Genomic DNA, 26526 nt, shown 5'->3' with positions numbered 1-26526 from the left:
GGGGCGGCGGTAACCAGTGTTGCGGATGGTCCGGTTGGGGTTGTTGCGGCTAGCCTGAGGCCATGGCAGGTAAGTCCCGCGGCACAACCACACCTGGTGCGCGGGCGGGATCGGCTCGGGGGCGGACCACCGCGGCGCGTTCTCGTTCGGGTAGTACACGCGGCGCGGCCGGCGCGGCCGCGGCCCAGGGTCCGGCTCGTAGAACCACCCGTAAGGCGGCCGCGCGCCCGGCTGCCGGCGCCCGTCCCCGCCGCCCCGCGGCGCGCCGGCCCGCCGCCCGACGCTCCGATACGGCGCCGCTGGCGGTGTTCGGCCGGATGGTGGGCGGCGGCTGGACCATGGCCGCCCGGGGACTGGGCGCCACCACCCGGGCCATCAGCCGGGCCGGCGAGATCGAGCACGGCCATCGGCGCGACGGGGTCGCGCTCGGTCTGATCGCGCTCAGCGCGGTGATCGCGGCCGCTGTCTGGTTGTCCGCCGGTGGGCCGATCGGGCGCGCGGTGGACGCGGTCATTCGCGCGTTCACCGGGTCGGCCTCGGCACTGCTGCCGTTCGTCGCCTCCGGTATCGCGGTGGTGCTCATGCGTACCGAACCCCACCCGGAGATCCGGCCGCGGCTGGTGCTGGGCGGTCTGCTGATCGGCTTACCGTTGCTCGGGCTGTGGCATATCGCCGACGGCGGTCCCACCGACGCGGCCGGGCGTGCCGAGGGAGCCGGGTTCGTGGGATTCGTCATCGGCGGCCCGGTGACCGATGGCTTCACCGCCTGGCTGTCGGTGCCGATACTGCTGCTCGCGATGGTGTTCGGTGTACTGCTGGTGACCGGCACGACGGTGCGCGAGGCGCCACAGCGGCTCCGTGAGTTCTTCGGCGCCCCCGGTTACGAGGGCGAGGCGGACTACCGGGACGGCTACGACCCGGTCGACGAGTACGAGACCGATGCCGGGGAGGCACCCACCAGGTCTCGCCGCCGCGGCCGTGCTCCCGCCGAGAACTACCCGGCCGACGAATTCGCGGGATCCGCCTCCGAGCCACCCCTGCGGGACGCCAAACCGATCACCGGTGCCCCGGACGGCGAACAACCCGCAAAGCGCAAGAAGCGCAAATCCGCCGCGCCCGCGGTGGTCGATCAGACCCCGCCGCCGCCTCCGGAACCGGAGTTCGTCACCGACCGGGTCACCGAGGGTGATTACACGCTGCCGCCGATCGATTTGCTGGTCGAAGGTGACCCGCCCCGGAAACGCAGCGCCGCCAACGAATCGATGATCGAGGCGATCACCGAGGTGCTGGTGCAGTTCAAGATCGATGCCGCGGTCACCGGGTTCGTCCGGGGCCCGACCGTCACCCGATACGAGGTGGAACTCGGGCCCGGCGTGAAGGTCGAGAAGATCACCGCGCTGACCCGCAATATCGCCTACGCCGTGGCGACCGAGAACGTACGCCTGCTCGCGCCGATCCCCGGGAAATCCGCCGTCGGTATCGAGGTGCCCAATGCCGACCGTGAGTTGGTCCGCCTCGCCGACGTGCTCACCGCGCCGGCCACCCGCAATGATCACCATCCGCTGGTCATCGGCCTCGGCAAGAACATCGAGGGCGAGTTCGTCTCGGCCAATCTGGCCAAGATGCCGCATCTGCTGGTCGCGGGTTCCACCGGTTCCGGTAAGTCGAGTTTCGTGAACTCGATGCTGGTGTCGCTGTTGCAGCGGGCCACCCCGGACGAGGTCCGGATGATCCTGATCGACCCGAAGATGGTGGAACTGACCCCCTACGAGGGGATCCCGCATCTGATCACGCCCATCATCACCCAGCCGAAGAAGGCCGCCGCCGCGCTGGCCTGGCTGGTGGAGGAGATGGAACAGCGGTATCAGGACATGCAGGCCAGCAAGGTCCGCCATATCGACGATTTCAACCGCAAGGTGAAATCCGGCGCCATCACCACGCCGCTGGGCAGCGAACGGGTGTACCGGCCCTATCCCTACATTCTGGCCATCGTCGACGAACTCGCCGATCTGATGATGACCGCGCCCCGCGATGTCGAGGACGCCATCGTCCGGATCACCCAGAAGGCCCGCGCCGCCGGTATCCATCTGGTGCTGGCCACCCAACGGCCATCGGTGGATGTGGTGACCGGCCTGATCAAGACCAATGTGCCGTCCCGGCTGGCGTTCGCGACCTCCTCGCTCACCGATTCCCGCGTTATCCTCGATCAGCCCGGCGCCGAGAAACTCATCGGGATGGGCGACGGTCTCTTCCTGCCGATGGGTGCCGGTAAACCGACCCGGTTGCAGGGCGCCTTCATCAGCGACGAGGAGATCCACGGGGTCGTCGAGTTCACCAAGAACCAGGCCGAACCGGATTACACCGAGGGCGTCACCGCGGCCAAGGCCGGGGAGAAGAAGGATGTCGACCCCGATATCGGCGACGATCTCGATGTCTTCCTGCAGGCGGTGGAACTGGTGGTCACCTCGCAGTTCGGGTCCACATCCATGCTGCAGCGCAAATTGCGGGTGGGGTTCGCGAAGGCGGGCCGTTTGATGGACCTGATGGAGACCCGGGGCGTGGTGGGGCCGAGCGAAGGTTCCAAGGCGCGCGATGTGCTGATCAAACCCGACGAACTCGACGGCCTACTGTGGTCGATCCGGGGCGGTGGCGGCGAGGAGCCACCGGCACCGGATGCGGGCTGACCGGCGTGCTGCCGGTGGCCGGGGAGCCGATATGCGACGATGGCGGGCAACCACCCCGCAAGTCGGCCGAAACGGGCATATCGGGCATTATTGGTGGCATGACTCGCACCGCTGAACGGATCACCGTATGCAGGTAACCGCTCTCGTCTGGGGAATCACGATCCTGGTGATCCTCGGGTTGTTCGTCTTCGACTTCTTCGCCCATGTGCGCACCCCGCACGAACCGACCTTCCGCGAGTCCGGCTTCTGGTCCGCGGTGTACATCGGGCTGGCCCTGGCCTTCGGCGGGGTGATCGCCTGGAAATGGGGCGGCACCTTCGCCGGCGAGTACTACGCCGGTTTCGTCACCGAGAAAGCGCTCTCGGTCGACAACCTGTTCATCTTCCTGATCATCATGTCCACCTTCGCGGTGCCCCGGATCTACCAGCAGAAGGTGCTCCTCATCGGCATCGTGGTGGCCCTGGTCATGCGCGGCGTCTTCATCGCGGTGGGCGCCGCCGCCATCAGCGCCTTCAGCTGGGTGTTCTACCTGTTCGGATTCTTCCTGGTCTACACCGCGGCCAAACTCCTGAAGGAGAGCGGCCACGAGGTAGAAGAGGAACAGAAACGCGACAGCCGGATCGTCGCGCTCATCAAGCGCTTCGTGCCGACCACCGAGACCTACGACGGCGACAAACTGGTGACCCGGATCGACGGCCGGCGCGCGCTCACACCGATGCTGCTCGCCCTGGTGGCCATCGGCTTCGCCGATCTACTGTTCGCGCTCGACTCGATTCCGGCCATCTACGGCCTCACCGAGGAGCCCTACATCGTGTTCACCGCGAACGCGTTCGCGCTGATGGGGTTGCGGCAGCTCTTCTTCCTGATCGGCGGCCTGCTGGACCGGCTGGTCTACCTGTCCTACGGTCTGGCGGCCATCCTGGCCTTCATCGGTGTCAAACTGATACTGCACGCGTTGCATGAGAACAACCTGTCGTTCATCAACGGCGGCGAGCACGTGAGCGTCCCGGAGATCTCCACCGCACTGTCGCTGTCGGTGATCCTCGGCATCCTGGTCGTCGCGACCGTCGCCAGCCTGCTGCGCACCCGTGGGCAGTCCCGGCCGAAGTCGGCCGCCGGTCCGGGCGAATAGAGCCGATGCGTCCCGGCCGACGCCCGGCCGGGACGCGGTACTGCTCAGTCGGCGAACGCGCCGAGCGCGGGCCGCCATTCGACCGCCCGCACGCCGTCGATCAGCTTCTCCTGCGTGAATGGATCCTGGGCAAGTAGCTCGTCCAGGGCCGCGGCGTCGGCCGCGCGAAACAGCAGCAGGGCGCCCGAACCGTCCGGGTACGGTCCGCTGCTCACCAGCGCGCCCTCGGCGAGCCGGTCGGACAGCCACGCCCGGTGGCGCGGGCGATGCATGTCCCGAGCGGGGGCGGTCGCTTCGGAATAGGTGTAGTGAACAGCGAAAAGAGGCACCAGCCGACTCTAGTGCGCGCCGTGGTGCCGTGGTGTCCTCCACCACGGAGGGTGTCCGGCCGTGGGCGGTGAATCTCAGAGCGTGAGGAGCATCCGGGTGTTGCCGAGAGTGTTGGGTTTCACAAAGCTGAGGTCCAGGAACTCCGCCACACCGGTGTCGTAGGACCGGCACATCTCCGCGTATACCTCGGCGGTCACCGGGGTGCCCTCGATCTCCGCGAAACCGTGCCGGGCGAAGAATTCGACCTCGAAGGTGAGGACGAACAACCGCCGCAGCTCGAGCTCCCGCGCCACCTCGACCAGATGCTCCACGATGACTTTGCCCACACCGTGGCCCTTCACCTCGGGCAGAACCGCCACCGTGCGTACCTCACCGAGGTCGGCCCACAGCACGTGCAGCGCACCGCAGCCCACCACGCGGTCGCCGAGCTCGGCCACCCAGAACTCCTGGACCGACTCGTACAGATTGACGAGGTTCTTCTCCAGCAGGATGCGGCCCGCGTACACATCGACGAGCGATTTGATCGCCGGGACATCGGAGGTGCGGGCGCGACGCACCCGCACGGTGGCGGTCTGCGTACCGGGCACGTCGCTGATCGAACCACTCAGTGGTCCCCGTGAGGTCATGGGGTGCACAGTAGTCGGCCGGGCTACCGATAGTCTGAGTGTGTGCCGCAGACTCCGCCCTCCCGCTCGACCTCGCGCGCTTGTCCCGGCGCCGCGACGCAGAGGCGGCCATGAGCGTGCACCCCGAAGAGATGGACCGGCGGCTGACCGTGCCCGGACCACCGCGCGGCGGGCCGGTGCCCGCACCCGCCGAATCCGCGGTTCCACTGCTGAACATCGCGAACATCCTCACCATGATCCGGATCGCGCTGGTGCCGCTGTTCGTTCTGGCGCTGTTCGCCGGTGGCGGACACCAGACCGGCTGGCGAATCACCGCGACCCTCCTCTTCGCCCTCGCCGCGATCACCGACCGGTTCGATGGTCAGCTCGCCCGCAAATACGGTCTCGTCACCGATTTCGGCAAACTCGCCGACCCCATCGCGGACAAGGCGCTGATCGGTGCGGCACTGATCGGGCTCTCGCTGCTGGGTGATCTGCCGTGGTGGATGACCGTCGTCATCTGCGCCCGCGAGATCGGGATCACCCTGTTGCGGTTGGCGGTGGTGCGCCGCGGCGTCATCCCGGCCGGTCGCGGCGGGAAACTCAAAACCCTCGTCCAATCGGTGGCCATCGGGGTGCTGCTGCTACCGCTCTCGGGCGGTTTCGCCACCGCGGGAATGACGCTGATGTGGATCGCGTTGGTCCTCACCGTGGTCACCGGCCTTGACTACGTCGGCCAGGCGGCCAGGCTCTGGCTCGCCGGACCGCACCGGACCCGCGGATGACGGCCGGGCACTCCGGTCCGCTGACCGCGGACAGCGCGGCCGCCGATCTCGTCGCCGCTCTGAAGGGCGGCGGACAGACCGTCGCCACCGCCGAATCGCTGACCGCGGGCCTGGTATCTGCCACCATCGCCGGCGTGCCCGGTGCCAGCGCCGTGCTACGCGGTGGACTGGTGGTGTACGCGACCGACCTCAAACACAGTCTGGCCGGGGTCGATGAGCAGGTCCTGGCCGCCGAGGGCCCGGTGGCCGCGAGTACCGCACAGGAGCTCGCGGTCGGCGCCCGGACCCGCTGCGGTGCCGACTGGGGAATCGCGCTCACCGGGGTCGCCGGGCCCGATCCCCAGGACGGGATCGAGGTGGGCACCGTCTTCCTCGGACTCGCCGGACCCGGGCATACCGAGGTGATGCGGTTGAAACTCACCGGCGACCGGTGGAATATCAGGTTCACAGCGACACAAGCCGCGGTTCGGGAACTGCTGCGGTGCGTGCGGGGCGATTCACCCACCCGGTGAGCAGTTCCGCGACCGGCCCGGGAACCCCCGGGGCCGGTTCCGACGTTGTGCGAAGAGAGAACCGCGTGCGTGCCGTGGGCGACGCCTACCGGGAGAAGGAGAACTCGATGACGCTGCTGCGAGAAGCGATCGGGGACAGTCTGCGGCGTGCGCGCCTCGCCCAGAGCCGGACCCTGCGCGAAGTATCCACCTCGGCGCGGGTGAGCCTGGGCTATCTCTCCGAGGTCGAACGGGGTCGTAAGGAAGCGTCCAGTGAATTGCTGGCCGCGATCTGCGAGGCGCTCGACGTCCCGCTGTCCCGGGTGCTGTGGGACGTGAGCACCGCGATCGCCGGCGAGGACCTGCCGGCGGGCGCCACCTCGGCCCGCGAACCCGCCGCAGCGGCCACTCCGGCACCGGCCGAGCCGGCCGCCGAGCCCGCGGCCGCCGAACCCGCCGTCGCGTCGGCCGCGACCGGTGCCCGGACCCAGGTCGACGGCGAGACCAGGATCGTCATCCCGGCGCCCACCAACGGCCCGCTCGTGCTGGTCGAAGCGGCCTGATCGGTTATAGCCGTCGTATACCCGATCGTGACAATGCGCGTGGCGCCGGTGACCGGATAGATTCGTAGTATGCGTCGGCGCGGCCGTTCTCGGCGAGACGCGGCGTCGTTCGGTGGCCGGGACCCGGCGCCGCATGGTGGAGGATAGGCAGATACCGAGTGCGTGACGGTCGCGCACTCCGAGTCGCCCAGGCGGCACAGTAGATGGAGGCGGGATCAACCGATGGCTAATCCGTTCACGAAGGCCTGGAAATACCTGATGGCCCTCTTCGATTCCAAGATCGAGGAGCACGCGGATCCGAAGGTCCAGATTCAGCAGGCTATCGAAGAGGCCCAGCGTCAGCACCAGGCCCTGTCCCAGCAGGCCGCCTCGGTGATCGGGAACCAGCGTCAGCTGGAGATGAAGCTGAACCGGCAGCTCGACGAGGTCGAGAAGCTCAACGCCAACGCCCGTCAGGCCGTCGTCCTCGCCGACCAGGCCAATGCCGCGGGTGATGCCGAGAAGGCCATCCAGTACACGAACGCCGCAGAGGCGTTCGCCGCGCAGTTGGTCACCGCCGAACAGTCGGTCGAGGACCTGAAGGTACTGCACGATCAGTCGCTGCAGGCCGCCGCGCAGGCGAAGAAGGCGGTGGAGCAGAACGCCATGCTGCTCCAGCAGAAGGTCGCCGAGCGCACCAAACTGCTCAGCCAGCTCGAACAGGCCAAGATGCAGGAGCAGGTCAGCGCCTCCCTGCAGCAGATGGACAGCACGCTGTCCGCGCCCGGCAGCGTCCCCAGCCTGGACGCCGTGCGGGAGAAGATCGAACGCCGCTACGCCACTGCGCTGGGATCCGCCGAACTCGCCCAGAACACCGTCCAGGGGCGCATGCTCGAGGTGCAGCAGGCCAGCGTCCAGATGGCCGGTCACAGCCGGCTCGAGCAGATCCGGGCATCCATGCGCGGCGATGCCCTGCCCGCCGGAAACACCGGTTCGGCGCTCGACGCCGGGAAGTCGGCAGCCGAACCCGCACAACCACAACCACAGATGGACAAGGATCGAACCGCACAGCAGTAGCGGCTCCACCGAGTTCGGCGAGGACAGCGATGAAGTCTGACAGGTCCCGATTCCGCAGCGGGTCCCGGGAGTTCGCCCGCGCCTGGCCCGAACTGCAGCCGCAGGCGGCCTATGTCGCCGACAGTCTGCGAGAGGCCGGCGAGAACGCGCTCGTCGCGGTCCGCCGCTGGGCGGATCCCCGGGAACGCGAACTCCGCCGGCGCCGCCGGGCCCGACGGCGCAGTATCGGTCTCGGCACGGTCTCCGGTCTCACCACCGCCGGGGCGGTCGGGCTGGTGATCCTGTCCGCTCCCGCCTGGGCGGTCGTGGTGCTCGGCGGCGGGGCGGTCGCTCTGGTCACCGGTGCCGCGTTGAGTACCCGCCGTTATCTGCGGCTCCGGCAGACGCCGCTGCCGCTCGCCGGCTATCTCCCGCGCAAACTTCCCTCCGGTCGGTCCGCCGCCCGGCCCGCCATGGCTCGATTGGCGCGCGCCGAACGCGCGTTGCACGAGGTGGCCGGGCAGATCGCCCGGTCGAGGCGGCTGCCCGCCGACGAACTCGAGGATCTGATCGCCACCGCCGGTTCCGGCGCCGCCGCGCTCACCGCGCTGGCCGCCGATATCGCCACGATGGAAGGTGCGGTTCGTGTCCTCGGTGGGGGAGCGGCCGAGATCACCGACGCGGCCGACGTGCATCGGCTCGGGGAGACATTGCAGTCGATCGTCGCCCGGCTCGACGGCGGCGTGGCCGAGTACGAGCAGGTGGTCGCCGCGGCCACCCGGGTGCTCGCCGTCGACGAATCCGGAGCGCTCCGCTACGAGTTCGACGGTATCGTCGCCGAGCTGCGACACGCCGCCGATCGGATGGACGGCTGGGCGCAGGCACTCACCGAGCTCGCCGACCGGGCCCCCGCCGCGGGGCACCCCGCGTGGCAGCCGCCCGTGGCCGGGGCGCCCGGCGCTCACACCCGCCCGTAACGGTCTCAGGGTCAACCCTGATCTTCCCCGGATATTGCGCTTCACCTGGTGATTTCCCGTGTCCGCGGTGCCATGCTCGAAGCAGGAGACAACCGCTGGGAGGCACAAAATGTTGTGGAAGATCATCGGCGTGGTCGCCGTCGTCTGGATCGCGCTGGCGGTGATCGGCGCACTCATCAAAGGACTGTTCCCGATCCTGGTGATCAGTGCGGTGGTGTTCGGGCTGTACCTGCTCTACAAGGCGATTTCCGGCTCGGACGACAACTCGGTCACCAAGGTCTGATCCGCGCGAACATGCGGCCGGATGCCTCTTCGCCCGGAGGGTCATCCGGCTTTTCCGTGTCACCGGGCGGGCGTCTGTGTTCGAATGGCGCCATGCAGCACCTTCCGGAGGATTGGCAGCGGGCCCTGGTGATCGTCGCGCACCCCGACGATATCGAGTACGGAGTGGCCGCCGCGGTGGCCCGCTGGACCGGTCAGGGGAAAGATGTGCGCTATCTGCTGGTGACCTACGGCGAGGCGGGGATCGTCGGTATGCCGCCCGCCGAGGCGGGCCCGCTACGGGAAGCCGAAGAGCGGGCCGCGGCCGCGGTCGTCGGGGTCGGCGAGGTGCACTTCCTCGGCTATCCGGACGGTCGGATCGAAGCGAACCCGGCGCTGCGCCGCGATCTGGCCGCGGCGATCCGCCGGCATCGTCCGGAACTGGTGGTGCTGGGACATTTCGGGTCGACCTGGGCCCCCGGGATCGTCAACAGCGCCGACCACCGGGCCGTCGGCCGCGCGGCGCTCGACGCGGTATCCGATGCCGGCAACGAGTGGATCTTCCCCGAGATCACCGCGGTACCGCCGTGGACCGCCCGCTGGGCGGCCGTGGCCGTCCCCACGGGCGCCACCCACGCGGTGGACGTCACCGCCACCATCGGCGCCGCCGAGGCGTCATTGGCCGAACACCGGCGCTACCTGGAGGCGTTGAGTCCGGAGCCGGTGGCCGATCAGGTGCGCGCGGTGGTCGCGATGACCACGGGCCCGGTGGACGGTTTCGCCGGTGAGCGCGCCGTCGGGTTCGAGCTGTACACCTTCGCCGGCTGAGCCGCCGGCACGGGAAATGCGGTATCGCTGTGGCGGACAGCGCCCCGGCGGCCGGCTCGGCACGGCCACCGAAGCACGGCCCGGACTCGGCGCCCGCGGGCGCGCCGATAGCATGACCGGATGCGAGTGGCTGTCGTCGCCGGTCCCGATCCGGGTCATGCGTTTCCCGCTATCGCGCTCTGCCTGCGTTTCCGGGATGCGGGTGACGATCCTGTCCTCTTCACCGGACCGCGCTGGTTCGAGGCCGCGCGGGCGGCCGGTATCGGCGTGCGGCGGTTGAAGGGGCTGGCGCCCAGGCCGATCGACGACGACGGCGACGCCGGTGCGCGGATTCATCAACGGGCGGCCTACATCTCGACCGAGATCCTGCCCGAACTCGGGGCGATGCTGCCGGAGCTCGTCGTCTCCGATGTGCTCACCGCGGGAGGCGGAATGGCCGCCGAACGGTTGCGGGTGCCGTGGGTCGAACTGTCACCGCATCCGCTCTACCTTCCATCGAAAGGGCTGCCGCCGATCGGCAGCGGGCTCGCGCCGGGCACCGGGGTACGCGGTCGCGCCCGGGACTCGGTGCTGCGCATGTTCACCGCGCGCGCGGTGCGGACCGGGCAGCGGCAGCGGGAGGCCGCTCGGACCGGGGTGGGGCTGCCGGCCACCGATCCGGGTCCGGCGGCGCGGCTCGTCGCCACCCTGCCCGCGCTGGAGGTACCACGGCCGGACTGGCCGCAGGAGGCCGAACTGGTCGGCCCGCTGTTGTGGGAGCCCACCGACCGGCGCCTGGAATTACCGCCGGGGGACGGCCCCTTGGTGGTGGTGGCGCCGTCCACCGCGCACACCGGGGTGGCCGGAATGGCGGAGACGGTGCTGAAGGCACTGGCGGGAGCCGGAGTGCGGGTGGCGATCTCGATGCTCGACGAGCCACCGGGATCGTTGCCGGAATGGGCGACCGCCGGGCTCGGCCGGCAGGACGAACTCCTCACCCACGCCGCCGTGGTGGTCGGCGGCGGTGGACACGGGCTCCTGGCGAAATCATTGGCCGCGGGAGTACCCGTGGTGACCGTCCCGGGTGGCGGCGACCAGTGGGAACTCGCCAATCGCGCGCAACGTCAGGGGTCGTCGTTGCTGGTCCGCCCGCTCACCCCGGAGGCGGTGCGCGTCGCGGTGCTGCGGCTGCTGGCCGAGCCGGGTTTCACGGCGGCGGCGCGGACGGCGGCCGCGGGAACCGCCGAGGTGGCCGATCCGGTACAGATCTGCCACCGGGTCCTGGACTCGGTGCGGGCGCACTGACCGTCCCGAGCCCGCCGAGGTCGATGCGGGTATCTTGTGCCGGGTGCGGTTGACGGAATTCCAGGAACTCATGCACACCGAATTCGGCGAGGCCCGGGGCGACACCCTGCTCAACGATCACGTCATCCCCGCGCTCGGCGGCCGGACCGGTGCTGTCGCCATCGAAGCCGGTGTCGATCCGCGTGATGTGTGGCGTGCACTGTGCGCCGAATTCGACGTGCCGCGCTCGCGCTGGTGATGTCGCGCGCACGGGGCGGTGAGCCGCGGCGCGCATGATTCGCGCCGCTTTCGCGCGGTTGCCGCAGGTCGCCATCGAAGGCCGGCGGTTCACCGAGGTGGGGGCGTTGATCGAGCATGCCTGGTGGTGGCGCAGCTACGGCAACGAACAGCGGTAGTTCGCGCCGGACGGGCTGGTGGCGCGGCGGGAGGCGAGTATCGACGCCATACCCATCACCTGGGCACAGCGGCGCATCCACGGGCCCCGGCCGGAGGGCGATACGACCGAGCTCCCGCAGTGATGAACCCGCGTGCCGAGGGGCCCGCGACGCGCGGCCGCGTAGCTTGACTCGAACACCTGTTCGTCTAGGCTGAGGCCGGAACTTGTCGGTGCCGCCCTCTACTGTGGGCGCCAACCACACCACCTACCTACCACCCGGTGAAAAGGGGAGTCAGATGGCGCCACAGCCCTATGACCGCGACAAAGCGCTCGAACTCGCGCTCGCGCAGGTCGAGAAGAGCTTCGGCAAAGGGGCGGTGATGCGCCTCGGTGAAGAAGCCCGCCAGCCGGTCTCGGTGATCCCGACCGGTTCCATCGCGCTCGACGTCGCCCTGGGGATCGGGGGTCTGCCCCGCGGCCGCATCGTGGAGGTCTACGGTCCGGAGTCCTCCGGTAAGACCACGGTCGCGCTGCACGCGGTCGCCAACGCGCAGGCCGCCGGGGGCGTCGCGGCCTTCATCGACGCCGAGCACGCCCTCGATCCCGATTACGCCGCCAAACTCGGTGTCGATACCGATGCGCTGCTGGTGTCCCAGCCCGATACCGGTGAACAGGCCCTGGAAATCGCCGATATGCTGGTCCGCTCCGGCGCCATCGACATCATCGTCATCGACTCGGTGGCCGCCCTGGTGCCCCGCGCCGAGATCGAGGGTGAAATGGGTGACAGTCACGTCGGCCTGCAGGCCCGCCTGATGAGCCAGGCGCTGCGCAAGATGACCAGTGCCCTGAACAATTCCGGCACCACCGCCATCTTCATCAACCAGCTGCGCGAGAAGATCGGCGTCATGTTCGGTTCCCCCGAAACGACCACGGGTGGTAAGGCGCTGAAGTTCTACGCGTCCGTGCGGCTGGATGTGCGCCGTATCGAAACCCTGAAGGACGGGAGCGACGCGGTCGGTAACCGGACCCGCGTCAAGGTCGTGAAGAACAAGGTCTCCCCGCCGTTCAAGCAGGCCGAATTCGACATTCTGTACGGGCACGGAATTTCGAAGGAGGGCTCGCTGATCGATATGGGGGTGGAGCACGGATTCATCCGCAAGTCCGGCTCCTGGTACACCTACGAGGGCGATCAGCTCGGCCAAGGTAAGGAGAACGCCCGCAAGTTCCTCCTGGAGAACACCGATATCCGGGACGAGGTCGAGAAGAAGATCAAGGAAAAGCTGGGGATCGGTGCGGATGTGACCGCGACGGAAGAGACCCCGGCCGATTTCTGACCCGGTGGACGAACGGTCCGGGGCGCGCACCGAGGCCACCGATCCGGTGGCGCAGATGCGGCGCCGACTCGACGAACTCCTGGCGGCCGGTGGTGTGGCCACCGATCCCGCCAGGAGTCCACGGCCGGACGAGCCCGATCCGCAGCGGGCTCGTCCGGCCGACTCCGGTTCACCGGACGACCTGCGGATCGACCGGTGCGTCGGCGACGCCGCGCAGGACGGTATCGAACAGGCGAAAGAGGCCGCCCTGCGGTTACTGGCCGTCCGGGCCCGGAGCCGAGCCGAGCTCGCGCAGCGGCTGTCCGCCAAGGGGTACCCGCTCGAGGTGATCGAGCGGGTACTCGACCGGCTGGCCGAGGTCGGGCTGATCGACGACGCCGATTTCGCGCGGCAGTGGGTACGGCAGCGGCACGGTGTCTCCGGCAAGGGGCGGCGCGCGCTGGAACAGGAGCTGCGGCGTAAAGGGGTATCGCAGGAGGATTCCGCGGCCGCGCTGGACACAGTGACCGCGGACGACGAATACGAACGCGCCACCGAACTGGTGCGGCGCAAACTGCGGAGTCTGCCGGCGGGGCTGGACCGGGAGAAGGCCATCCGGCGGCTGGTCGGCATGCTCGCTCGCCGCGGCTACGGGCATTCGGTGTCGTACGCGGTGGTCAAGGCCGAATACGAGTCCGCCGGGTTCGGCGACGAGGACGTCCCGCCGGATTGAGCATGCCTCGCGCCGATCAGCCGCGGCGGGCCCGGTTATGTGGAGATGGATGCGGTCGACGAAGTGGAGCGGACCCGAACACGGGTTCGCGATCGGCGGAGTCCGGCCATCGCCCGTCTCATCGAGGCGCCACGTACGCCGACCGGACAGCTGATGTGCTGCTCGAGTTCGGACGCCGGTCGAACACGCTCGGCGATCGCCCGATAGTCCGGTGCGACGGCGGCGCGTTGCGGGTCGGGGGTTGAGGCTCATCCGGGAGAAAAGTCACGCTAAGCAGACGGGCTGAATCCTGTTGTTGAGCTGGTGATTTCATGTCGGCGTGATTGATGCGGGTGTGCCCGGTTATGGGCGGTTCGGTGTGTTGTCCCGGGTGGAGTTGGAGCGGTTCTGCTATCTGGATGATGAGGATCGGCGGTTGGTCGCGGCACGGCGCCGGGGTTACAACCGGCTCGGGTTCGCGGTGCAGGTGGTGACTGTCCGCTACCTGGGGATGTTCCTGTCCGATCCGATCGATGTGCCGGTCGAGCTGGTGGCTTATCTGGCCGAGCAGTTGGAAATCGAGGATCCGTCGTGTCTGGGCGAGTACATGGTGCGACGCACGACGCGGTTCGAACATCAGGCCGAGATCGAGGCCGCATACGGGCTGGTGGGGTTCGGCGAGTCGGAGGCGGATCTGGCGGCATGGATCGCCGATCAGGCGTGGATCACCGGGGACGGCCCGAAGGTGATTTTCGAGGGTGCGGTGGCGTGGTGCCGGGCCCGGCGCGTACTGCTGCCGGGTGTGACGACGCTGGAGAAGCTGGTTGCTGCGGGGCGGGAGGCTGCCGAGCAGCGGTTATGGGCACAGCTGGCAGGTCAGCTGTCGCCGCCTTCGGCGGGTGCGTTGTTGGGGTTGCTGGAGGTTCCGGCGGGCACGAAACAGCGGTTCAGTGAGCTGGATCGGCTGCGTAAGGGGGTGTTTAGGCCGTCGTCGAAAGGGGTGCTGGCCGCCTTGGAGCGGGTCGGTGATCTGGCGGTGGCGGGTTCGGCGGGGGTGGATGTGTCGGCGGTGCCGCCGCGGCGGCTGCTGGGTTTGGCCCAGCACGGATTGTCGGGCAAGGCCACTCAATTACGCCGGATGAGCCGGGAGCACAGGTTGGCGGTCTTGGCGGCCACGGTGTCGGTGCTGAGCGCCCGCGCTGTGGATGACGTGCTGGAGCTGTTCGACCTGCTGATGACCACGGAGCTGCTGTCCAAGGCCGAACGGCAGTCGAAAGAGGAGAAGCTGCGCCGCTATCCGCAGGTCTCACGGAACGCCGGCAAACTGGCCGAGGCGGTGCGGGTGCTGCTGGAAATGGTGGAAATCGATCAGGGCATCGAGTTGGGCGTGGTGTGGGACCTGATCGAGGCGAAGGTGACCGGCACAGTGTTGCGGTCGGCGGTCGCGGTCATCGACGAACTGGTCCCACCCGGCGACGCTGAACTCGACGGTCAGCGCGCCGAGGAGCTGGCCGGACGGTTCGCGACCGTGCGGCCGTTTCTGCCCCGGCTGATGCGCGGCCTGGCTTTCGGCGCAACTCCTGAGGGTGCGTCGGCGCTGGCCGCGATGCGCACTCTGGCCGAATTGATCACGGAGAAACCCGGCAAGTCCGGGGCGCGGTGGCTCGATGCCCGCCGGATCGATCACGATCTGATCGGCGGGGCGTGGTCGCGGCTGGTCTATGTGGCCGGCCGTCCGGCCGAGACCGTTGATCGCGCGGCCTACACGTTCTGTGTGCTCGAGCAGTTCCACCGTCATCTCAAGCACCGCAACATCTTCGTGGAGGCGTCGTCGAAATGGCGTGATCCCCGCGCGCACCTGTTGACCGGCGCGAGTTGGGAAACCGCGCGTGAGGCCGGGCTCAACGCGCTGGGTCTTCCGCATGAGCCGGCGGTGATGCTCGCTGAGCATGCCGAAGCATTGGATGCCGCGTATCGGGAGGTCGCGGCCCGGCTCGACGGCGATACGCCGGCCACGGTCGACGACGACGGCAAGCTGCACGCCGCCGCGCTGACCGCGGTACCCGATCCGGCGAGCCTGACCGATCTGCGCCGCCGGGTGGAGGCGATGTTGCCGCGGATCGATCTGCCGGAGCTGGTGTTGGAGGTGATGTCGTGGCATCCCGGGTTCACCGAGGCCTTCACCCACGCCTCCGGCAATCCGGCTCGGGTCGCCGATCTGGGGTTGTCGGTCGCGGCGGTGTTGTGCGCGCATGCGATGAACGTCGGGTTCGGGCCGGTCACCAGCCCCGGGGTGGAAGCGTTGACCCGGGACCGGTTGCACCACGTCGACCAGTCCTATCTCCGGTTCGACACCCTGGCCGCCGCCAACACCGCCCTGGTCGAGGCCCAGGCCCGTATCCCGCTGGCCCAGGCGTGGGGCGGTGGGCTGGTCGCGTCGGTGGACGGCTTGCGGTTCGTGGTCCCGGTGCGCACCATCCATGCCCGCCCGAACGCGAAGTATTTCGGCCGCAAACGCGGGATCACCTGGTTGAACATGATCAACGACCAGGCCGCCGGCCTTGCCGCGCAGGTGTTGTCGGGGACGCCGCGTGATTCGCTGCATGCTGTGGATGTGGTGTTGCGCCAGTCCGGTGGGACGGTGCCGGAGGCGATCATCACCGACACCGGCTCCTACAGCGATATCGTGTTCGGGCTGCTGCACCTGCTCGGCCGCCAATACCGGCCGCAGTTGGCGAACCTGCCCGATCAACGGTTGTGGCGGATCGACCCGGCCGCCGACTACGGACCCCTGGACAAGGCCGCCCGCGGTCGCATCGATGTCGAGCGGATCGGCCGGCACTGGGAGGACATGTGCCGGATCGCGGTATCCATCCACACCGGCGAAGTGTCCGCGCACGAGGTCACCCGCATGATCTCCCGCGACGGACAACCGACCTCACTCGGGCACGCGGTCGCGCATTTCGGGCGGATCTTCAAAACCCTGCACGTGCTGCGCCTGGCCGACGACGAACCCTACCGTCGCGAGATCAAAGCCCAAGCCAACCTCACCGAGGGCCGCCACGACCTCGCGCGCCGGATCTTCCACGGCCGCAAAGGCGAGATGACCCGGGTCTATTACGAAGGGATGGAAGACCAGCTCTCGGCACTGGGCCTGGTGTTGAACTGCGTGGTGCTGTGGAACACCGTCTACATGGACCGCGTGCTGGCCGAGCTGCGCGGCCAGGGTTACCCGGTGCTGGATGCGGATGTGGGGCGGCTCTCGCCGTTCGTCCGGAGCCACATCGGCATCGACGGGCACTACAGCTTTCATCTAACCGATCTCGGGGGAGCCCACCGACCGTTGCGCGATCCCGACTCTCGTGACGACGAATGAGGCATGTCTTCGAGGAGTCACGCTGCGGGGACATGCCGGTCCGGTGTTTTCGGAGACGTGGGGATGCGGGACTGTACCGGACGGCGCCGACAGCGCTTCACCGCCCGTGGCGTCGTTCGTAGGCCTCGCGTTCTGCGGCGTGTTTCTGGCGCTCTCGCGCATCGGCGAGTGCCGGGTCGAGTCCGTGCTTGGCGAGGCGGTGGCGGCGGTAGACGTACATGAGCGCGGTGGTGAAGTAGATCAGTGGCAGGTATAGCAGCGCCATCATCGCCAGCCCCATCCACAGCGGTCCCGGAATGAGCAGGAACACGCACAGCGGTGCCATGATCGGCAGCAGGATCCGCAGATGGTATCGGCGTGCCGCGCCGGGGCCGGTGAGGTCGTCGATCACCCATTGGTGCATCGACGGTGGCAGGGTCGCGCCGGCGGTGTAGCGCACACGCTGGGTCAAGGTCGGCGTGGCCGGTTCGCCGCTCATCGAATTCCGCCGACCGGTTCGGGAAGCTCGCCGCGCGCGTGAGCGATCGCGGCGACCGTGTTGTCGAAGACTGCTTCCTCGCCCGCAGCAGGTAGTGCACCGATCGCGGTGAGGCGGCGGAGGTGATCGGCGCGCAGCCCGGACATGAGGACGGTGATGTGGTGGTGTTCGAGCTTGCGGATGGCGTCTTTGAGGACGAGGGCGCCGGTGGTGTCGAGGGCGGTGATGCGGGACATGCGCAGGATGACGACTTTCACGTCGGAGACGTCGGCCAGTTCGAGCAGGAATCGGTGCGCGGCAGCGAAGAACAGCGGGCCCTCGATGCGGTAGGCGACGATGTGGTCGCGCAGCAGGTCGTGTTCTTCGGTGAGGTGGTCGCCCTCGTCGAGGGGGACCTGGTCCAGGCGGGCTTCGCGGGCGACCGAGCGCAGGGCCAGCAGGACCGCGATGCCGACACCGATGGCGACGGCGGTGACGAGGTCGAAGGCGACGGTGGCGGCGAAGGTGATCACCATGATCGCGGTGTCCCCGCGGGAGGCGCGGGCGATAGCGGCCAGGGATGCGGTTTCGACCATCCGCACCGTGGTGGCCAGCAGGACACCGGCGAGGGCGGCCAGCGGTATCTGGGCGACCAGTGGTGCGGCGAGGTAGAGCAGGGCGGCCAGCACGACCGCGTGGGTGAGGGCGGCGAGGCGGGTGCGGGCGCCGGAGCGGACGCTGACCGCGGTGCGGGCGATCGCGCCGGTGGCGGGGACCCCACCGAACAGTGGTGCGGCGATGTTGGCCAGGCCCTGGCCGAACAGTTCGCGGTCGGGATTGTGGCGGGTGCCCACCGACATCGAATCCGCGGCGGTGGCCGACAGTAGTGATTCCAACGCGGCGAGCGCGGCCACAGCCAGCGCGGGCGCGATCAGCGATGCGAGCTGACCAGGGTCGAGGAACCCGAGGGACGGGGCGGGCAGCCCGGCGGGCAGGGCCCCGATGCGGGTGAGGTCGAGCCCGGTGAGTCCGGCCACAGCGGTGGCGACCGCGACCGCCAGGAGCGCGAACGGCAGTTTGGGCAGGTAGCGGCCGCCGATCAGCACGGCGGCGGCGACCAGCAGGGCGGTGACCGGCGGGGCGGGGTCGGGGTGGTCGAGGTAACGGGAGACGGCGTCGGAGGCCAGCTGCCACATTTTCTCGCCCTCGGCCTCGCCGACGCCGAGGGCGGACGGGAACTGCTGCAACGCGATCACCACGGCGATACCGGCGGTGAATCCCTCGATCACCGGCGCCGGCATATAGCGGACGGCACGCCCGACACCGGCAGCGGCGAGCACTATCAATACCACGCCGGCCATCAATCCGACGGCGAGCACGCCGGATCCGCCGTGTTCGGCCACGATCGGCAGCAACACCACGGTCATGGCGCCGGTAGGACCGGAGACCTGGAAACGGGAGCCACCGAACACCGCGGCCACTACACCGGCGATGATCGCGGTGGCCAGGCCCGCGGCGGCCCCGAGACCGGAGCTGATCCCGAAACCGAGTGCCAACGGCAGCGCGACCAGCGCGACGATGACACCGGCGAGCAGGTCCGGGCCTGGGCGGCGCAGCGCCGGTGTCCAGTCCGCCCGGGTGGGCAGCAGCGCGCGCAGGGTCACGATGCCCCGGCGGTGGTGTCGGCGGGGCGGACCGGGGTGTGGGCGAGGCGGTTCTTCAGCGCGGCGAGCTGATCACACAGCGGATTGGGTAGCGTTTCGGCGCCGATGCTGGCATACCAGTCCTCGATGGAGGCGACCTCGGCGGCCCATTCGTCATGGTGGACTTCGAGCGCGGCCCGTGCCGAGCGTCGGTCCGTTTCGGAGAATCCGGACAGATCCAGCGAGCGCGGTACCGGGACGTAGCCGATCGCGGTGGTATCCGCTGCCGCGGTGCCTTCGATCCGTTCCAGTGCCCATTTCAGCACGCGCACGTTGTCGCCGAATCCGGGCCACAGGAACCGTCCGTCGGCATCACGGCGGAACCAGTTGACCTGGAAGATCTTCGGCAGCTTGCCTGGGTCCGCTGTTTCGCCGAGGCGCAGCCAGTGCGCGAAGTAGTCACCGACGTGGTATCCGAGAAAAGGCAGCATCGCCATCGGGTCTCGCCGCACCACACCGACCCGGCCCGCAGCGGCGGCTGTGGTTTCCGAGGACAGCACCGAGGCGGTGAACACCCCGTGGGTCCAGTCGAAGGATTCGGCGATCAACGGGATCGTGGTGGCGCGGCGGCCGCCGAAGAAGATCGCCGACAGCGGCACCCCGGCAGGGTCGTCCCATTCCGGGGCCACCGACGGGCACTGCTCGATCGGGGTGCAATACCGCGAGTTCGGATGCGCGGCCGGCCCGGCCGCGGACTCGGGAGTCCAGTCGTTGCCACGCCAATCGGTCAGATGCTGCGGTGGGGTGTCGGTGAGTCCTTCCCACCACACATCCCCGTCATCGGTGAGAGCGGTGTTGGTGAAGATCGAGTTGCCCTGCTCGATGGTGGCGATCGCGTTCGGGTTGGTCTTCGCCCCGGTCCCTGGGGCGACACCGAAGAACCCGGCCTCCGGGTTCACCGCATACAACCGGCCGTCGGGCCCGAACCGCAACCAGGCGATATCGTCGCCGACCGTTTCGGCCTTCCAACCCTCCAGGGCGGGTTCGAGCATGGCGAGGTTGGTTTTGCCGCAGGAGGACGGGAACGCCGCCGCCCCATAATGGGTACGGCCCTGCGGGGAAGTGAGTTTGAGGATCAGCATGTGTTCGGCCAGCCACCCCTCGTCGCGGGCCAGAACCGAGGCGATCCGCAGCGCGAAGCACTTCTTGCCCAGCAGGGCGTTGCCGCCGTAGCCGGAGCCGTAACTCCAGATGGTCCGGTCTTCGGGGAAATGCGCAATGTATTTCGTGTGGTCACACGGCCACGCCACATCCTGTTGTCCCGGGCTCAGCGGTGCACCGACCGAGTGCAGACACTCGACGAACTCCGCGTCGTTGCCGAGCTTGTTCCACACCGGCGCCCCGGAATGGGTCATGATCTGCATCGACACCGCCACATACTCCGAATCGGTGATCTGCACACCGTATTTCGGGTCCTCGGCGTCGAGTGGACCCATGCAGAACGCGATCACATACATGGTGCGCCCGGCCATCGCGCCGCGATAGTGCTCGGTCATCACCGTGCGCATATCCACCGGATCCACCCAGTTGTTCGTCGGCCCCGCGTCCCGCTTGTCTCGAGAGCAGATGAAGGTGCGGTCCTCCACCCGCGCCACATCCTCGGGATCGGAGACACACCAGAACGAGTTCGGCTTCCCCGACAACGCCACAAAGGTGCCCTTGTCCACCAAGCGAGCGGTCAACCGATCCCACTCCTGGCGCGACCCATCGCACCACACCACATCCTCGGGCGCGGTCAGATCCGCGACCTCGGCCACCCACGCCAAGACCTGCGCATGATCAGTGGGCGCGGCCACCGGCGCCATCGCCGGCGCGGGCATGTGATCGGTATCCACCACTATCTCCTCCGTGAACAACTAGATGACTATGTAGGAAAATATGCAAACAGGAAGCCCGCGATCCTCCCCGATACGCGCCGCGAGGATCGCCGAGAGCCCGAACCGTCAGGCGGGCTGTTCCAGAACCTCCGCCTGACCCGCCACCACTCCGGTCAAGATGGCCCGCGCCGTGGTCAGCAACTGCGCCACCTGCGGCGAGGTCAGCTCATAGGTCACCGACAAACCCTCCCGGCGACTGGTGATCAACCCCGCTCGCCGCAAAACTGCCAGCTGTTGCGACAAATTCGCCGCCTCGACATCGATATCGGCCAGCATCTCCGACACCGCATGCTCCCGCTGGCTGAGCAACTCCAGCACCCGAATCCGCACCGGATGCCCCAACGTCTTGAAGAACTCCGCCTTCATCTGATATAAGGGCCTGCTCGATCCCGGCATCTTCCCGCCTTTCGGTCGACCACCCTGCTATTTGCATAGATTAGCAAGCAGAAAACCTACCGGGCCCGCCGCAACCCGCATCGAGTCGTATCTCACATCGTGAACACAGGCTCGGTGCCACACAGTGCACTCCAAGGCACCGGCGATGTCCCGTAGATTGCACGCATGGGCGACCAGCGCACCGCTGCCCACCACTACCTCCCCGCCGAACCCGCCACCGCCAGATCACCGACCCGCCGCCGACCACCTCCGCGCCACACTCACCGAACACGCCGCACTGGCCGAGGTCACCTCAGCGCAGGCCCTGGAAGCCAACCGCCGCCTCATCGAACTTCTCACCACCCGTCGGTGGCCGGTGATACGAGAGGCCCGCGAAGCCGGTGACGACTGGACCACCATCGGCGCCGCACTGCAGATGACCGACCACGACGTCGCCGACTGGTACACCCGAGAAATCGCCCACCAGGAAACAACGGCACCCCGCCTCCACGACACCGACCGCGCCGCGACCGACGAATAGCAGAACACCTCGCAAGTCCGGAGACATCGGAGATATCCGCAGCATCAAGCTCCTACCGACGACGGCGAGCAGCCGGGTCGCTGTCGGCCTGATAACGCCGCAACCCGTCGTCGGAGATCCGCGCGTACCTGACGAGGCTGCGTACCGAGGTGTGCCCGGACAGCTTCATCAACACCGGCGTCGACGCGCCCTCCTCCGCGGCGTGGGTGAGCCTGGAGTGGCGTAGCTGATGCAACGTGTACGGGCCGCCGTCGAAGACCGCGGTGTGGGTCTCGAACAGCTCGGCGGCACGGCGGTAGGACAACCGGGCCCGCCCCGTCGCCGGGTCGACATCGTTGATGGCCACCGACGGCCGTGCCTTGCGGTCGGTGAGGAACAGCGGCCCGGACCGACGGCCGGCGAGCATCCGCGGTAACAACCGGGCGGTACCGGTCTGCCACGCGATGACCTCCCGGGCTCCGCCCTTGCGGGTCACCACCGCACACCGATTCGCCGTGTCGAGATCCCCGGCATCCAGCATCAGCACTTCCTCGGCGCGGGCTGACGATTCGTAGAGCAGATGCCACAACACCCGCTCCCGCAGCGGTGCCTGCGACCCCAGAATCTGGGCGACCCGCTCCCGGCTCAACGCCTTGCTCGAATCCGGCGGCGCGGGCCTCGCCCGCAACCGCACCAGCGGATCCCCGGCCAGCCAGCCCTGCTCACGCCAGTACCCGAACGCCGAACCCAGCGCAGTCAACCGGATGTTGAACGTCTTCGCGGACTTCGGACCCCACACATAGGTGAACCAGCCGCTGACCCGGTCCGGTTCCGCGCCCAGCTGCGCCACATCGGTATCGGCGCCGAAATCGGCGACGAGGCGATCCAGCGCCGCCGCATACGTCGCGCGGGTATTACGGACCGTGATCGTGGCCAGATAGATCTGCACCGCATCCGCCAACCGCACCCCTGCCGCCGGCCGCGGCAACACCCGAACCCGCCCCACTACCAACCTCCCACACCGCTACCGCAGATGGTTTCCCGAGTCGCCGCCGCCCGGACAGGGCATCGCGCCAGGACGGCTCGTCAGTTACCGCACATAGTAAGACACTATCTGCGGTAACTCCTTAGCGTGACTTTTCTCGTGGATGTTCCCGGACCCCCGGGGCCGGAGTACTCGACGCGGGCTCGGGCGGTCTCCATCGGGATCTCGGCCGGACCGGCTTCTCCCAGCGTGGTGGTTTCCCGCCGACGGTCCGTGGTGCCGGACCCCGTGAGGCCCGGCACCACGGCGGACTACTTGGTGATATCCACTCCGGGAACAGCGTCGGCAATGACCGAATCGGCCGCGACGACCGCGCCGCCGCGTTTGCGACGACCGGCCCGCAGGCGCTTCTCCAGTCCGGTGGCGACCGTGGAGAGGAGCACGTTCAGCACGATCATGATGATGGCGACCACGATGAGCGCGGGAATCGTATTGGATTCGGCCGCGCCGAGCTGCTGTGCGCTGCGGACAACCTCCTCGTAGGTGATCACATAGCCCAGCGCCGAATCCTTCAGCGCGACCACCATCTGGGAGATCAGCGCCGGCAGCATCGCCGTGATCGCCTGCGGGAGCAGGATGAGTCGCATCAGCTGACCCTTGCGCAGGCCCAGCGCCGCCCCGGCCTCGGTCTGCCCCTTGGGCAGCGACAGGATGCCGGCGCGCACGATCTCGGCGATCACCGACCCGTTGTAGATGGTCAGTGCCGTCACCACGGCGCCCAATGCCAGATATTCGGATTCGAAGAGGTTGTATTGGGAGTACAGGGCGAACAGGAAGATCATGAGGATCAGCACCGGGATCGCGCGGGCGATCTCCACGATCGTGCCCGCGGTCCAGCGCACCCAGCGGTGATCCGAGAGCCGGGCGATACCGAAGACCATGCCGATCACCATCGCGAACACGATGGACAGCAGCGCAGCCACCACCGTGCCGCGCAGGCCGGGCAGGATATAGGTGCTCCAGACCGCCCCGTCCAGGAACGGCTCCCATTTCTCGGCCGTGAACTGCCCTTTGTCGGCGAAACCGCGGTAGACGAACCAGCCCGCGGCAACGACCACCACGAACAATACGACCGAGTAGATGATATTGCGGACACGGGCGACGGGCCCCGGGGCGTCGTACAGAACAGAAGCCTGGCGTGTCATTTGGCCCCCCACGGAGCAGGTTCATGCGGTCCGCGAAGGCCGCGGCGAAGGCGAAGGGATTGCCTCATCGGGCCACCTCGAATCGTTTGGCCAGATGTCCGAACAGCAGGCCGGCGGGCAGCGTCAGGATCACGAAACCGAGCGTGAAGATCAGGCCGATGGCCAGCAGCGCCGCTTCGGTCTCGATCATGTTCTTCATCAGGAACGACGCCTCGGCGACGCTGATCGCGGAGGCGACCGTCGTGTTCTTGGTCAGCGCGATGAACACGCTGCCCAGCGGGGCGATCACCGAGCGGAACGCCTGGGGCAGCACGATGATCCGCAGATTCTGCAGGAAGCTCAACCCCAGTGAGCGGCCGGCCTCCGACTGGCCCATCGGCACGGTGTTGATACCGGCCCGCAGTGATTCACAGACGAATGCCGCCGTGTACACACTGAGGCCGATCACGGCCCAGCGGAAGTTGTTGTCGGCCAGCGAGGTGGGCCCCTCGGAGGCCAGGTTCATCCCGAGGGTGGAGTACAGACCCAGAGAGCAGAACACCAGGATGAGGGTGAGCGGGGTGTTGCGGAACACGGTCACATAGGCCGTGCCGACCCAGCGGGCCACGGGGACCGGCGATACTCGCATTCCGGCGACAACGGTACCCAGCACCAGGGAACCCACCACCGAGAACACGGTCAGTTTTATGGTCATCCAGAATGCTTCGAGCAACTGGGTGTCGTATTCCGAGATCAAATCGAACACGGTGGTTGCGCGCCTCCGATCGGCGGGATGGGCCGGGATCGGAGGGCCGGGCCACGATCGCGGCCCGGCCCTCCGATGCGGTGGTCAGTACCGGTCCACCTGCGGGGCCTGCGGGGTTTCGTAGCTCGCGGCCTTACCTACCGTCTCCTGGAACGCGGTGTCCCAGGCGCCCGAGCTGATCATTTCCTCGATCGCGTCGTTGATCTTGTCGCGAGTTTCCTGATCGCCCTTCTTCAGGCCGATCCCGTAGTTCTCGGTGGTGAACTTCTCGCCGACGACCTTGTACTTGCCGGGCGACTGCGACGCGTAACCGGCCAGGATGATGTCATCGGTGGTCACCGCCGCGACGGCACCGCTGTTCAGGCCCTCCAGGCACAGCGAGTAGGTGTCGTAGGTCTGCAGCTGGGTCTCGGGGTACTTCTTCTGAATATTCTGCGCGGGCGTGGAACCGGTCACCGAGCACACCGTCTTACCCTTCAGGCTGTCCGGGCCGGTGACATCGTTGTTGTCGGCCCGCACCAGCAGGCTCTGCCCCGCGATGTAGTAGGGGCCGGCGAAATCGACCTTCTCCTTGCGGGCGTCGGTGATCGAGTAGCTGGCGACCACGAAATCGACCTGCCCGTTCTCGATCAGGGTCTCGCGCTGCGCGGAGGGGGCTTCCTTGAAGTTGATGCCGTCCGGCTGGACGCCGAGTTTCGAGGCCACGTATTTGGCGACCTCGATATCGAAGCCGCTGAAGGTCCCGTCGGTGTTACGCAGGCCCAGACCGGGCTGATCGTATTTGATGCCGATGGTGAGTCCGCCCTCCTGGGCGTTCTCCAGCGCGGTCTTGTCGCTGCCGCTGCCGCAGGCCGCGGTGGTGGCAGCGGTGACGGCCACCGCGACCGCGCCGACCGCCATGCGGAGTGCTCGGTTGATCCTCATCGGTTTCCTTCCCTCATCTCCTCGACGGCGCGATGCCCTCGAGTCTGTGCCTGTCTATCCGCCGGGCAGATTCAGTGACTGAGAATCTTGCCCAGGAAGTCCTTGGCACGATCGGACTTCGGTGCGCTGAAGAATGTCTCCGGATCGGTGTCCTCGACGATTTGGCCGTCGGCCATGAACAACACCCGATCGCCGGCACGGCGGGCGAAGCCCATCTCATGGGTGACCACCAGCATGGTCATGCCCTCTTTGGCCAGCGAGACCATCACATCGAGGACTTCGTTGACCATTTCCGGGTCGAGAGCCGAGGTCGGCTCGTCGAACAGCATCACCTTGGGGTTCATGGCGAGGGCCCGGGCGATGGCGACGCGTTGCTGCTGACCGCCGGAGAGCTGGGCGGGATACTTATCGGCCTGGTTGGCGATACCGACCCGTTCCAGCAGTTCCATGGCGTGGCGGCGGGCCGCGTCCTTCTTGGTGCCGCGGACCTTCAACGGCGCGAGCATGACGTTGTCCACGATCGTCTTGTGCGCGAAGAGGTTGAACGACTGGAAGACCATGCCGACATCGGCGCGCAGGGCGGCGAGGGCGCGACCCTCGGCCGGCAGCGGTACGCCGTCGACGCTGATCTCACCCGAATCGATCGGCTCCAGCCGGTTGATGGTGCGGCAGAGCGTCGATTTCCCGGAGCCCGACGGTCCGAGCACGATCACGACCTGCCCACGGGGCACCTCGAGGTTGATATCGCGCAGCACGTGCAGGGCACCGAAGTGCTTGTCGACGGCGCGTAGGGTGATCATGGGCACAGCAGTGGTGTCGCCGGCCGCCTCTGGCGTGTCGGCGTCGGTGTCGGTCATGGCACTGACCTTAAGCCGAAATTTCGGTTTTGCGAGCCTTTCGGCGACACTCCCCGGCGCCACACCGAGCCGAAATTCGGGTTTAACCCGGTGGTCATCCGCTGTAATCCGTTCGCTCGGCCCGGA

Annotated in this window: 27 protein-coding genes; 16 read left to right on the top strand and 11 right to left on the bottom strand. The window is 68.0% G+C overall.

Translation table 11 applies throughout. The features are described from left to right. The first annotated feature begins 62 nt into the window (after window positions 1-62). Both ACQPYS_RS20550 and ACQPYS_RS20545 read left to right on the top strand, forming a co-directional pair. Entirely contained in the window at window positions 63-2684 is a 2622-nt protein-coding gene (locus tag ACQPYS_RS20550) for a DNA translocase FtsK (RefSeq protein WP_433490499.1), read from the top strand. Window positions 2685-2811: 127 nt separating this feature from the next. Further along, window positions 2812-3816: a TerC family protein gene (locus tag ACQPYS_RS20545; protein WP_433490498.1), complete on the top strand. Its 1005-nt coding sequence runs from the start codon at window positions 2812-2814 to the stop codon at window positions 3814-3816. Window positions 3817-3860: 44 nt separating this feature from the next. Here the strand turns inward: ACQPYS_RS20545 and ACQPYS_RS20540 are convergent, their stop codons facing one another. Beyond that, window positions 3861-4145, bottom strand: coding sequence for a YciI family protein (locus tag ACQPYS_RS20540; RefSeq protein ID WP_433490497.1), 285 nt, complete (start codon window positions 4143-4145; stop codon window positions 3861-3863). Between the two features lie 75 nt (window positions 4146-4220). Further along, window positions 4221-4772, bottom strand: coding sequence for an amino-acid N-acetyltransferase (locus tag ACQPYS_RS20535; protein WP_084481625.1), 552 nt, complete (start codon window positions 4770-4772; stop codon window positions 4221-4223). A gap of 131 nt (window positions 4773-4903) precedes the next feature. On the opposite strand from ACQPYS_RS20535, the gene pgsA reads away from it, so the two are divergent. The 13 genes from pgsA (at window position 4904) to ACQPYS_RS20470 (ending at window position 16752) form a co-directional block, all read left to right on the top strand. Beyond that, on the top strand, window positions 4904-5536 hold the full coding sequence (pgsA, locus tag ACQPYS_RS20530) for a CDP-diacylglycerol--glycerol-3-phosphate 3-phosphatidyltransferase (RefSeq protein ID WP_063040352.1): 633 nt from the start codon (window positions 4904-4906) through the stop codon (window positions 5534-5536). After that, the gene (locus ACQPYS_RS20525; RefSeq protein WP_431939734.1) at window positions 5533-6048 is read left to right on the top strand and encodes a CinA family protein; all 516 of its coding nucleotides are present in this window, start codon (window positions 5533-5535) and stop codon (window positions 6046-6048) included. The genes pgsA and ACQPYS_RS20525 overlap by 4 nt, the downstream gene beginning before the upstream one ends. 107 nt (window positions 6049-6155) lie before the next feature. Then, entirely contained in the window at window positions 6156-6590 is a 435-nt protein-coding gene (locus ACQPYS_RS20520) for a helix-turn-helix domain-containing protein (RefSeq protein ID WP_063040350.1), read from the top strand. A 222-nt stretch (window positions 6591-6812) separates the two neighbouring features. After that, window positions 6813-7646 (top strand): phage shock protein PspA, encoded by an 834-nt coding sequence (pspA, locus tag ACQPYS_RS20515; RefSeq protein ID WP_063040262.1) that lies wholly within the window; start codon window positions 6813-6815, stop codon window positions 7644-7646. A 29-nt stretch (window positions 7647-7675) separates the two neighbouring features. Next, the gene (pspM, locus tag ACQPYS_RS20510) at window positions 7676-8602 is read left to right on the top strand and encodes a phage shock envelope stress response protein PspM (RefSeq protein WP_433490496.1); all 927 of its coding nucleotides are present in this window, start codon (window positions 7676-7678) and stop codon (window positions 8600-8602) included. A 109-nt stretch (window positions 8603-8711) separates the two neighbouring features. Further along, the gene (locus ACQPYS_RS20505) at window positions 8712-8885 is read left to right on the top strand and encodes a hypothetical protein (protein WP_030521672.1); all 174 of its coding nucleotides are present in this window, start codon (window positions 8712-8714) and stop codon (window positions 8883-8885) included. Window positions 8886-8977: 92 nt separating this feature from the next. After that, complete coding sequence (locus ACQPYS_RS20500) at window positions 8978-9691, top strand: PIG-L deacetylase family protein (protein WP_433490495.1); 714 nt, start codon at window positions 8978-8980, stop codon at window positions 9689-9691. Between the two features lie 120 nt (window positions 9692-9811). Continuing rightward, window positions 9812-10975 carry a glycosyltransferase gene (locus tag ACQPYS_RS20495; protein ID WP_433490494.1) on the top strand — a complete coding sequence of 388 codons (1164 nt, stop codon included), beginning with the start codon at window positions 9812-9814 and terminating at the stop codon, window positions 10973-10975. A 43-nt stretch (window positions 10976-11018) separates the two neighbouring features. Next, window positions 11019-11213 (top strand): DUF3046 domain-containing protein, encoded by a 195-nt coding sequence (locus tag ACQPYS_RS20490; RefSeq protein ID WP_039825751.1) that lies wholly within the window; start codon window positions 11019-11021, stop codon window positions 11211-11213. 34 nt (window positions 11214-11247) lie between these two features. After that, a complete protein-coding gene (locus ACQPYS_RS20485; protein ID WP_433490493.1) occupies window positions 11248-11370 on the top strand; it encodes a hypothetical protein in 123 nt (40 codons plus the stop codon). Window positions 11371-11647: 277 nt separating this feature from the next. Beyond that, window positions 11648-12685, top strand: coding sequence for a recombinase RecA (gene recA / locus ACQPYS_RS20480; RefSeq protein ID WP_063040348.1), 1038 nt, complete (start codon window positions 11648-11650; stop codon window positions 12683-12685). 55 nt (window positions 12686-12740) lie between these two features. Further along, window positions 12741-13397 (top strand): recombination regulator RecX, encoded by a 657-nt coding sequence (recX, locus tag ACQPYS_RS20475; RefSeq protein WP_433493090.1) that lies wholly within the window; start codon window positions 12741-12743, stop codon window positions 13395-13397. 319 nt (window positions 13398-13716) lie between these two features. Then, window positions 13717-16752: a Tn3 family transposase gene (locus ACQPYS_RS20470; protein ID WP_433490492.1), complete on the top strand. Its 3036-nt coding sequence runs from the start codon at window positions 13717-13719 to the stop codon at window positions 16750-16752. 97 nt (window positions 16753-16849) lie between these two features. Here the strand turns inward: ACQPYS_RS20470 and ACQPYS_RS20465 are convergent, their stop codons facing one another. From ACQPYS_RS20465 to ACQPYS_RS20450, 4 genes are all read right to left on the bottom strand, one after another. Further along, complete coding sequence (locus ACQPYS_RS20465; RefSeq protein ID WP_433490491.1) at window positions 16850-17230, bottom strand: DUF5313 family protein; 381 nt, start codon at window positions 17228-17230, stop codon at window positions 16850-16852. Then, window positions 17227-18867 carry a SulP family inorganic anion transporter gene (locus ACQPYS_RS20460; RefSeq protein WP_433493089.1) on the bottom strand — a complete coding sequence of 547 codons (1641 nt, stop codon included), beginning with the start codon at window positions 18865-18867 and terminating at the stop codon, window positions 17227-17229. The genes ACQPYS_RS20465 and ACQPYS_RS20460 overlap by 4 nt, the downstream gene beginning before the upstream one ends. A gap of 2 nt (window positions 18868-18869) precedes the next feature. Then, window positions 18870-20732, bottom strand: a complete 1863-nt coding sequence (locus ACQPYS_RS20455) for a phosphoenolpyruvate carboxykinase (GTP) (RefSeq protein WP_433493088.1) — start codon at window positions 20730-20732, stop codon at window positions 18870-18872. A 123-nt stretch (window positions 20733-20855) separates the two neighbouring features. Then, a complete protein-coding gene (locus tag ACQPYS_RS20450; RefSeq protein WP_433490490.1) occupies window positions 20856-21185 on the bottom strand; it encodes an ArsR/SmtB family transcription factor in 330 nt (109 codons plus the stop codon). A gap of 145 nt (window positions 21186-21330) precedes the next feature. On the opposite strand from ACQPYS_RS20450, the gene ACQPYS_RS20445 reads away from it, so the two are divergent. Further along, window positions 21331-21705: a hypothetical protein gene (locus ACQPYS_RS20445; RefSeq protein ID WP_433490489.1), complete on the top strand. Its 375-nt coding sequence runs from the start codon at window positions 21331-21333 to the stop codon at window positions 21703-21705. 52 nt (window positions 21706-21757) lie between these two features. Here ACQPYS_RS20445 and ACQPYS_RS20440 read toward each other — a convergent pair whose 3' ends face one another. The 5 genes from ACQPYS_RS20440 to ACQPYS_RS20420 form a co-directional block, all read right to left on the bottom strand. Next, window positions 21758-22651: a tyrosine-type recombinase/integrase gene (locus ACQPYS_RS20440; protein WP_433490488.1), complete on the bottom strand. Its 894-nt coding sequence runs from the start codon at window positions 22649-22651 to the stop codon at window positions 21758-21760. A gap of 329 nt (window positions 22652-22980) precedes the next feature. Continuing rightward, window positions 22981-23874, bottom strand: coding sequence for an amino acid ABC transporter permease (locus tag ACQPYS_RS20435; RefSeq protein ID WP_063040251.1), 894 nt, complete (start codon window positions 23872-23874; stop codon window positions 22981-22983). A gap of 64 nt (window positions 23875-23938) precedes the next feature. After that, entirely contained in the window at window positions 23939-24619 is a 681-nt protein-coding gene (locus ACQPYS_RS20430; protein ID WP_084481623.1) for an amino acid ABC transporter permease, read from the bottom strand. 84 nt (window positions 24620-24703) lie between these two features. Beyond that, the gene (locus tag ACQPYS_RS20425) at window positions 24704-25543 is read right to left on the bottom strand and encodes a glutamate ABC transporter substrate-binding protein (RefSeq protein ID WP_063040249.1); all 840 of its coding nucleotides are present in this window, start codon (window positions 25541-25543) and stop codon (window positions 24704-24706) included. Between the two features lie 71 nt (window positions 25544-25614). Then, on the bottom strand, window positions 25615-26343 hold the full coding sequence (locus ACQPYS_RS20420) for an amino acid ABC transporter ATP-binding protein (protein WP_157107399.1): 729 nt from the start codon (window positions 26341-26343) through the stop codon (window positions 25615-25617). Window positions 26344-26526: the final 183 nt, after the last annotated feature.

Source organism: Nocardia grenadensis, assembly GCF_050942415.1.
GTDB classification, from domain to species: domain Bacteria; phylum Actinomycetota; class Actinomycetes; order Mycobacteriales; family Mycobacteriaceae; genus Nocardia; species Nocardia grenadensis.
The sequence above is the reverse complement of the archived record's forward strand: the minus strand, read 5'-3'. Positions and strand labels throughout refer to the sequence as shown.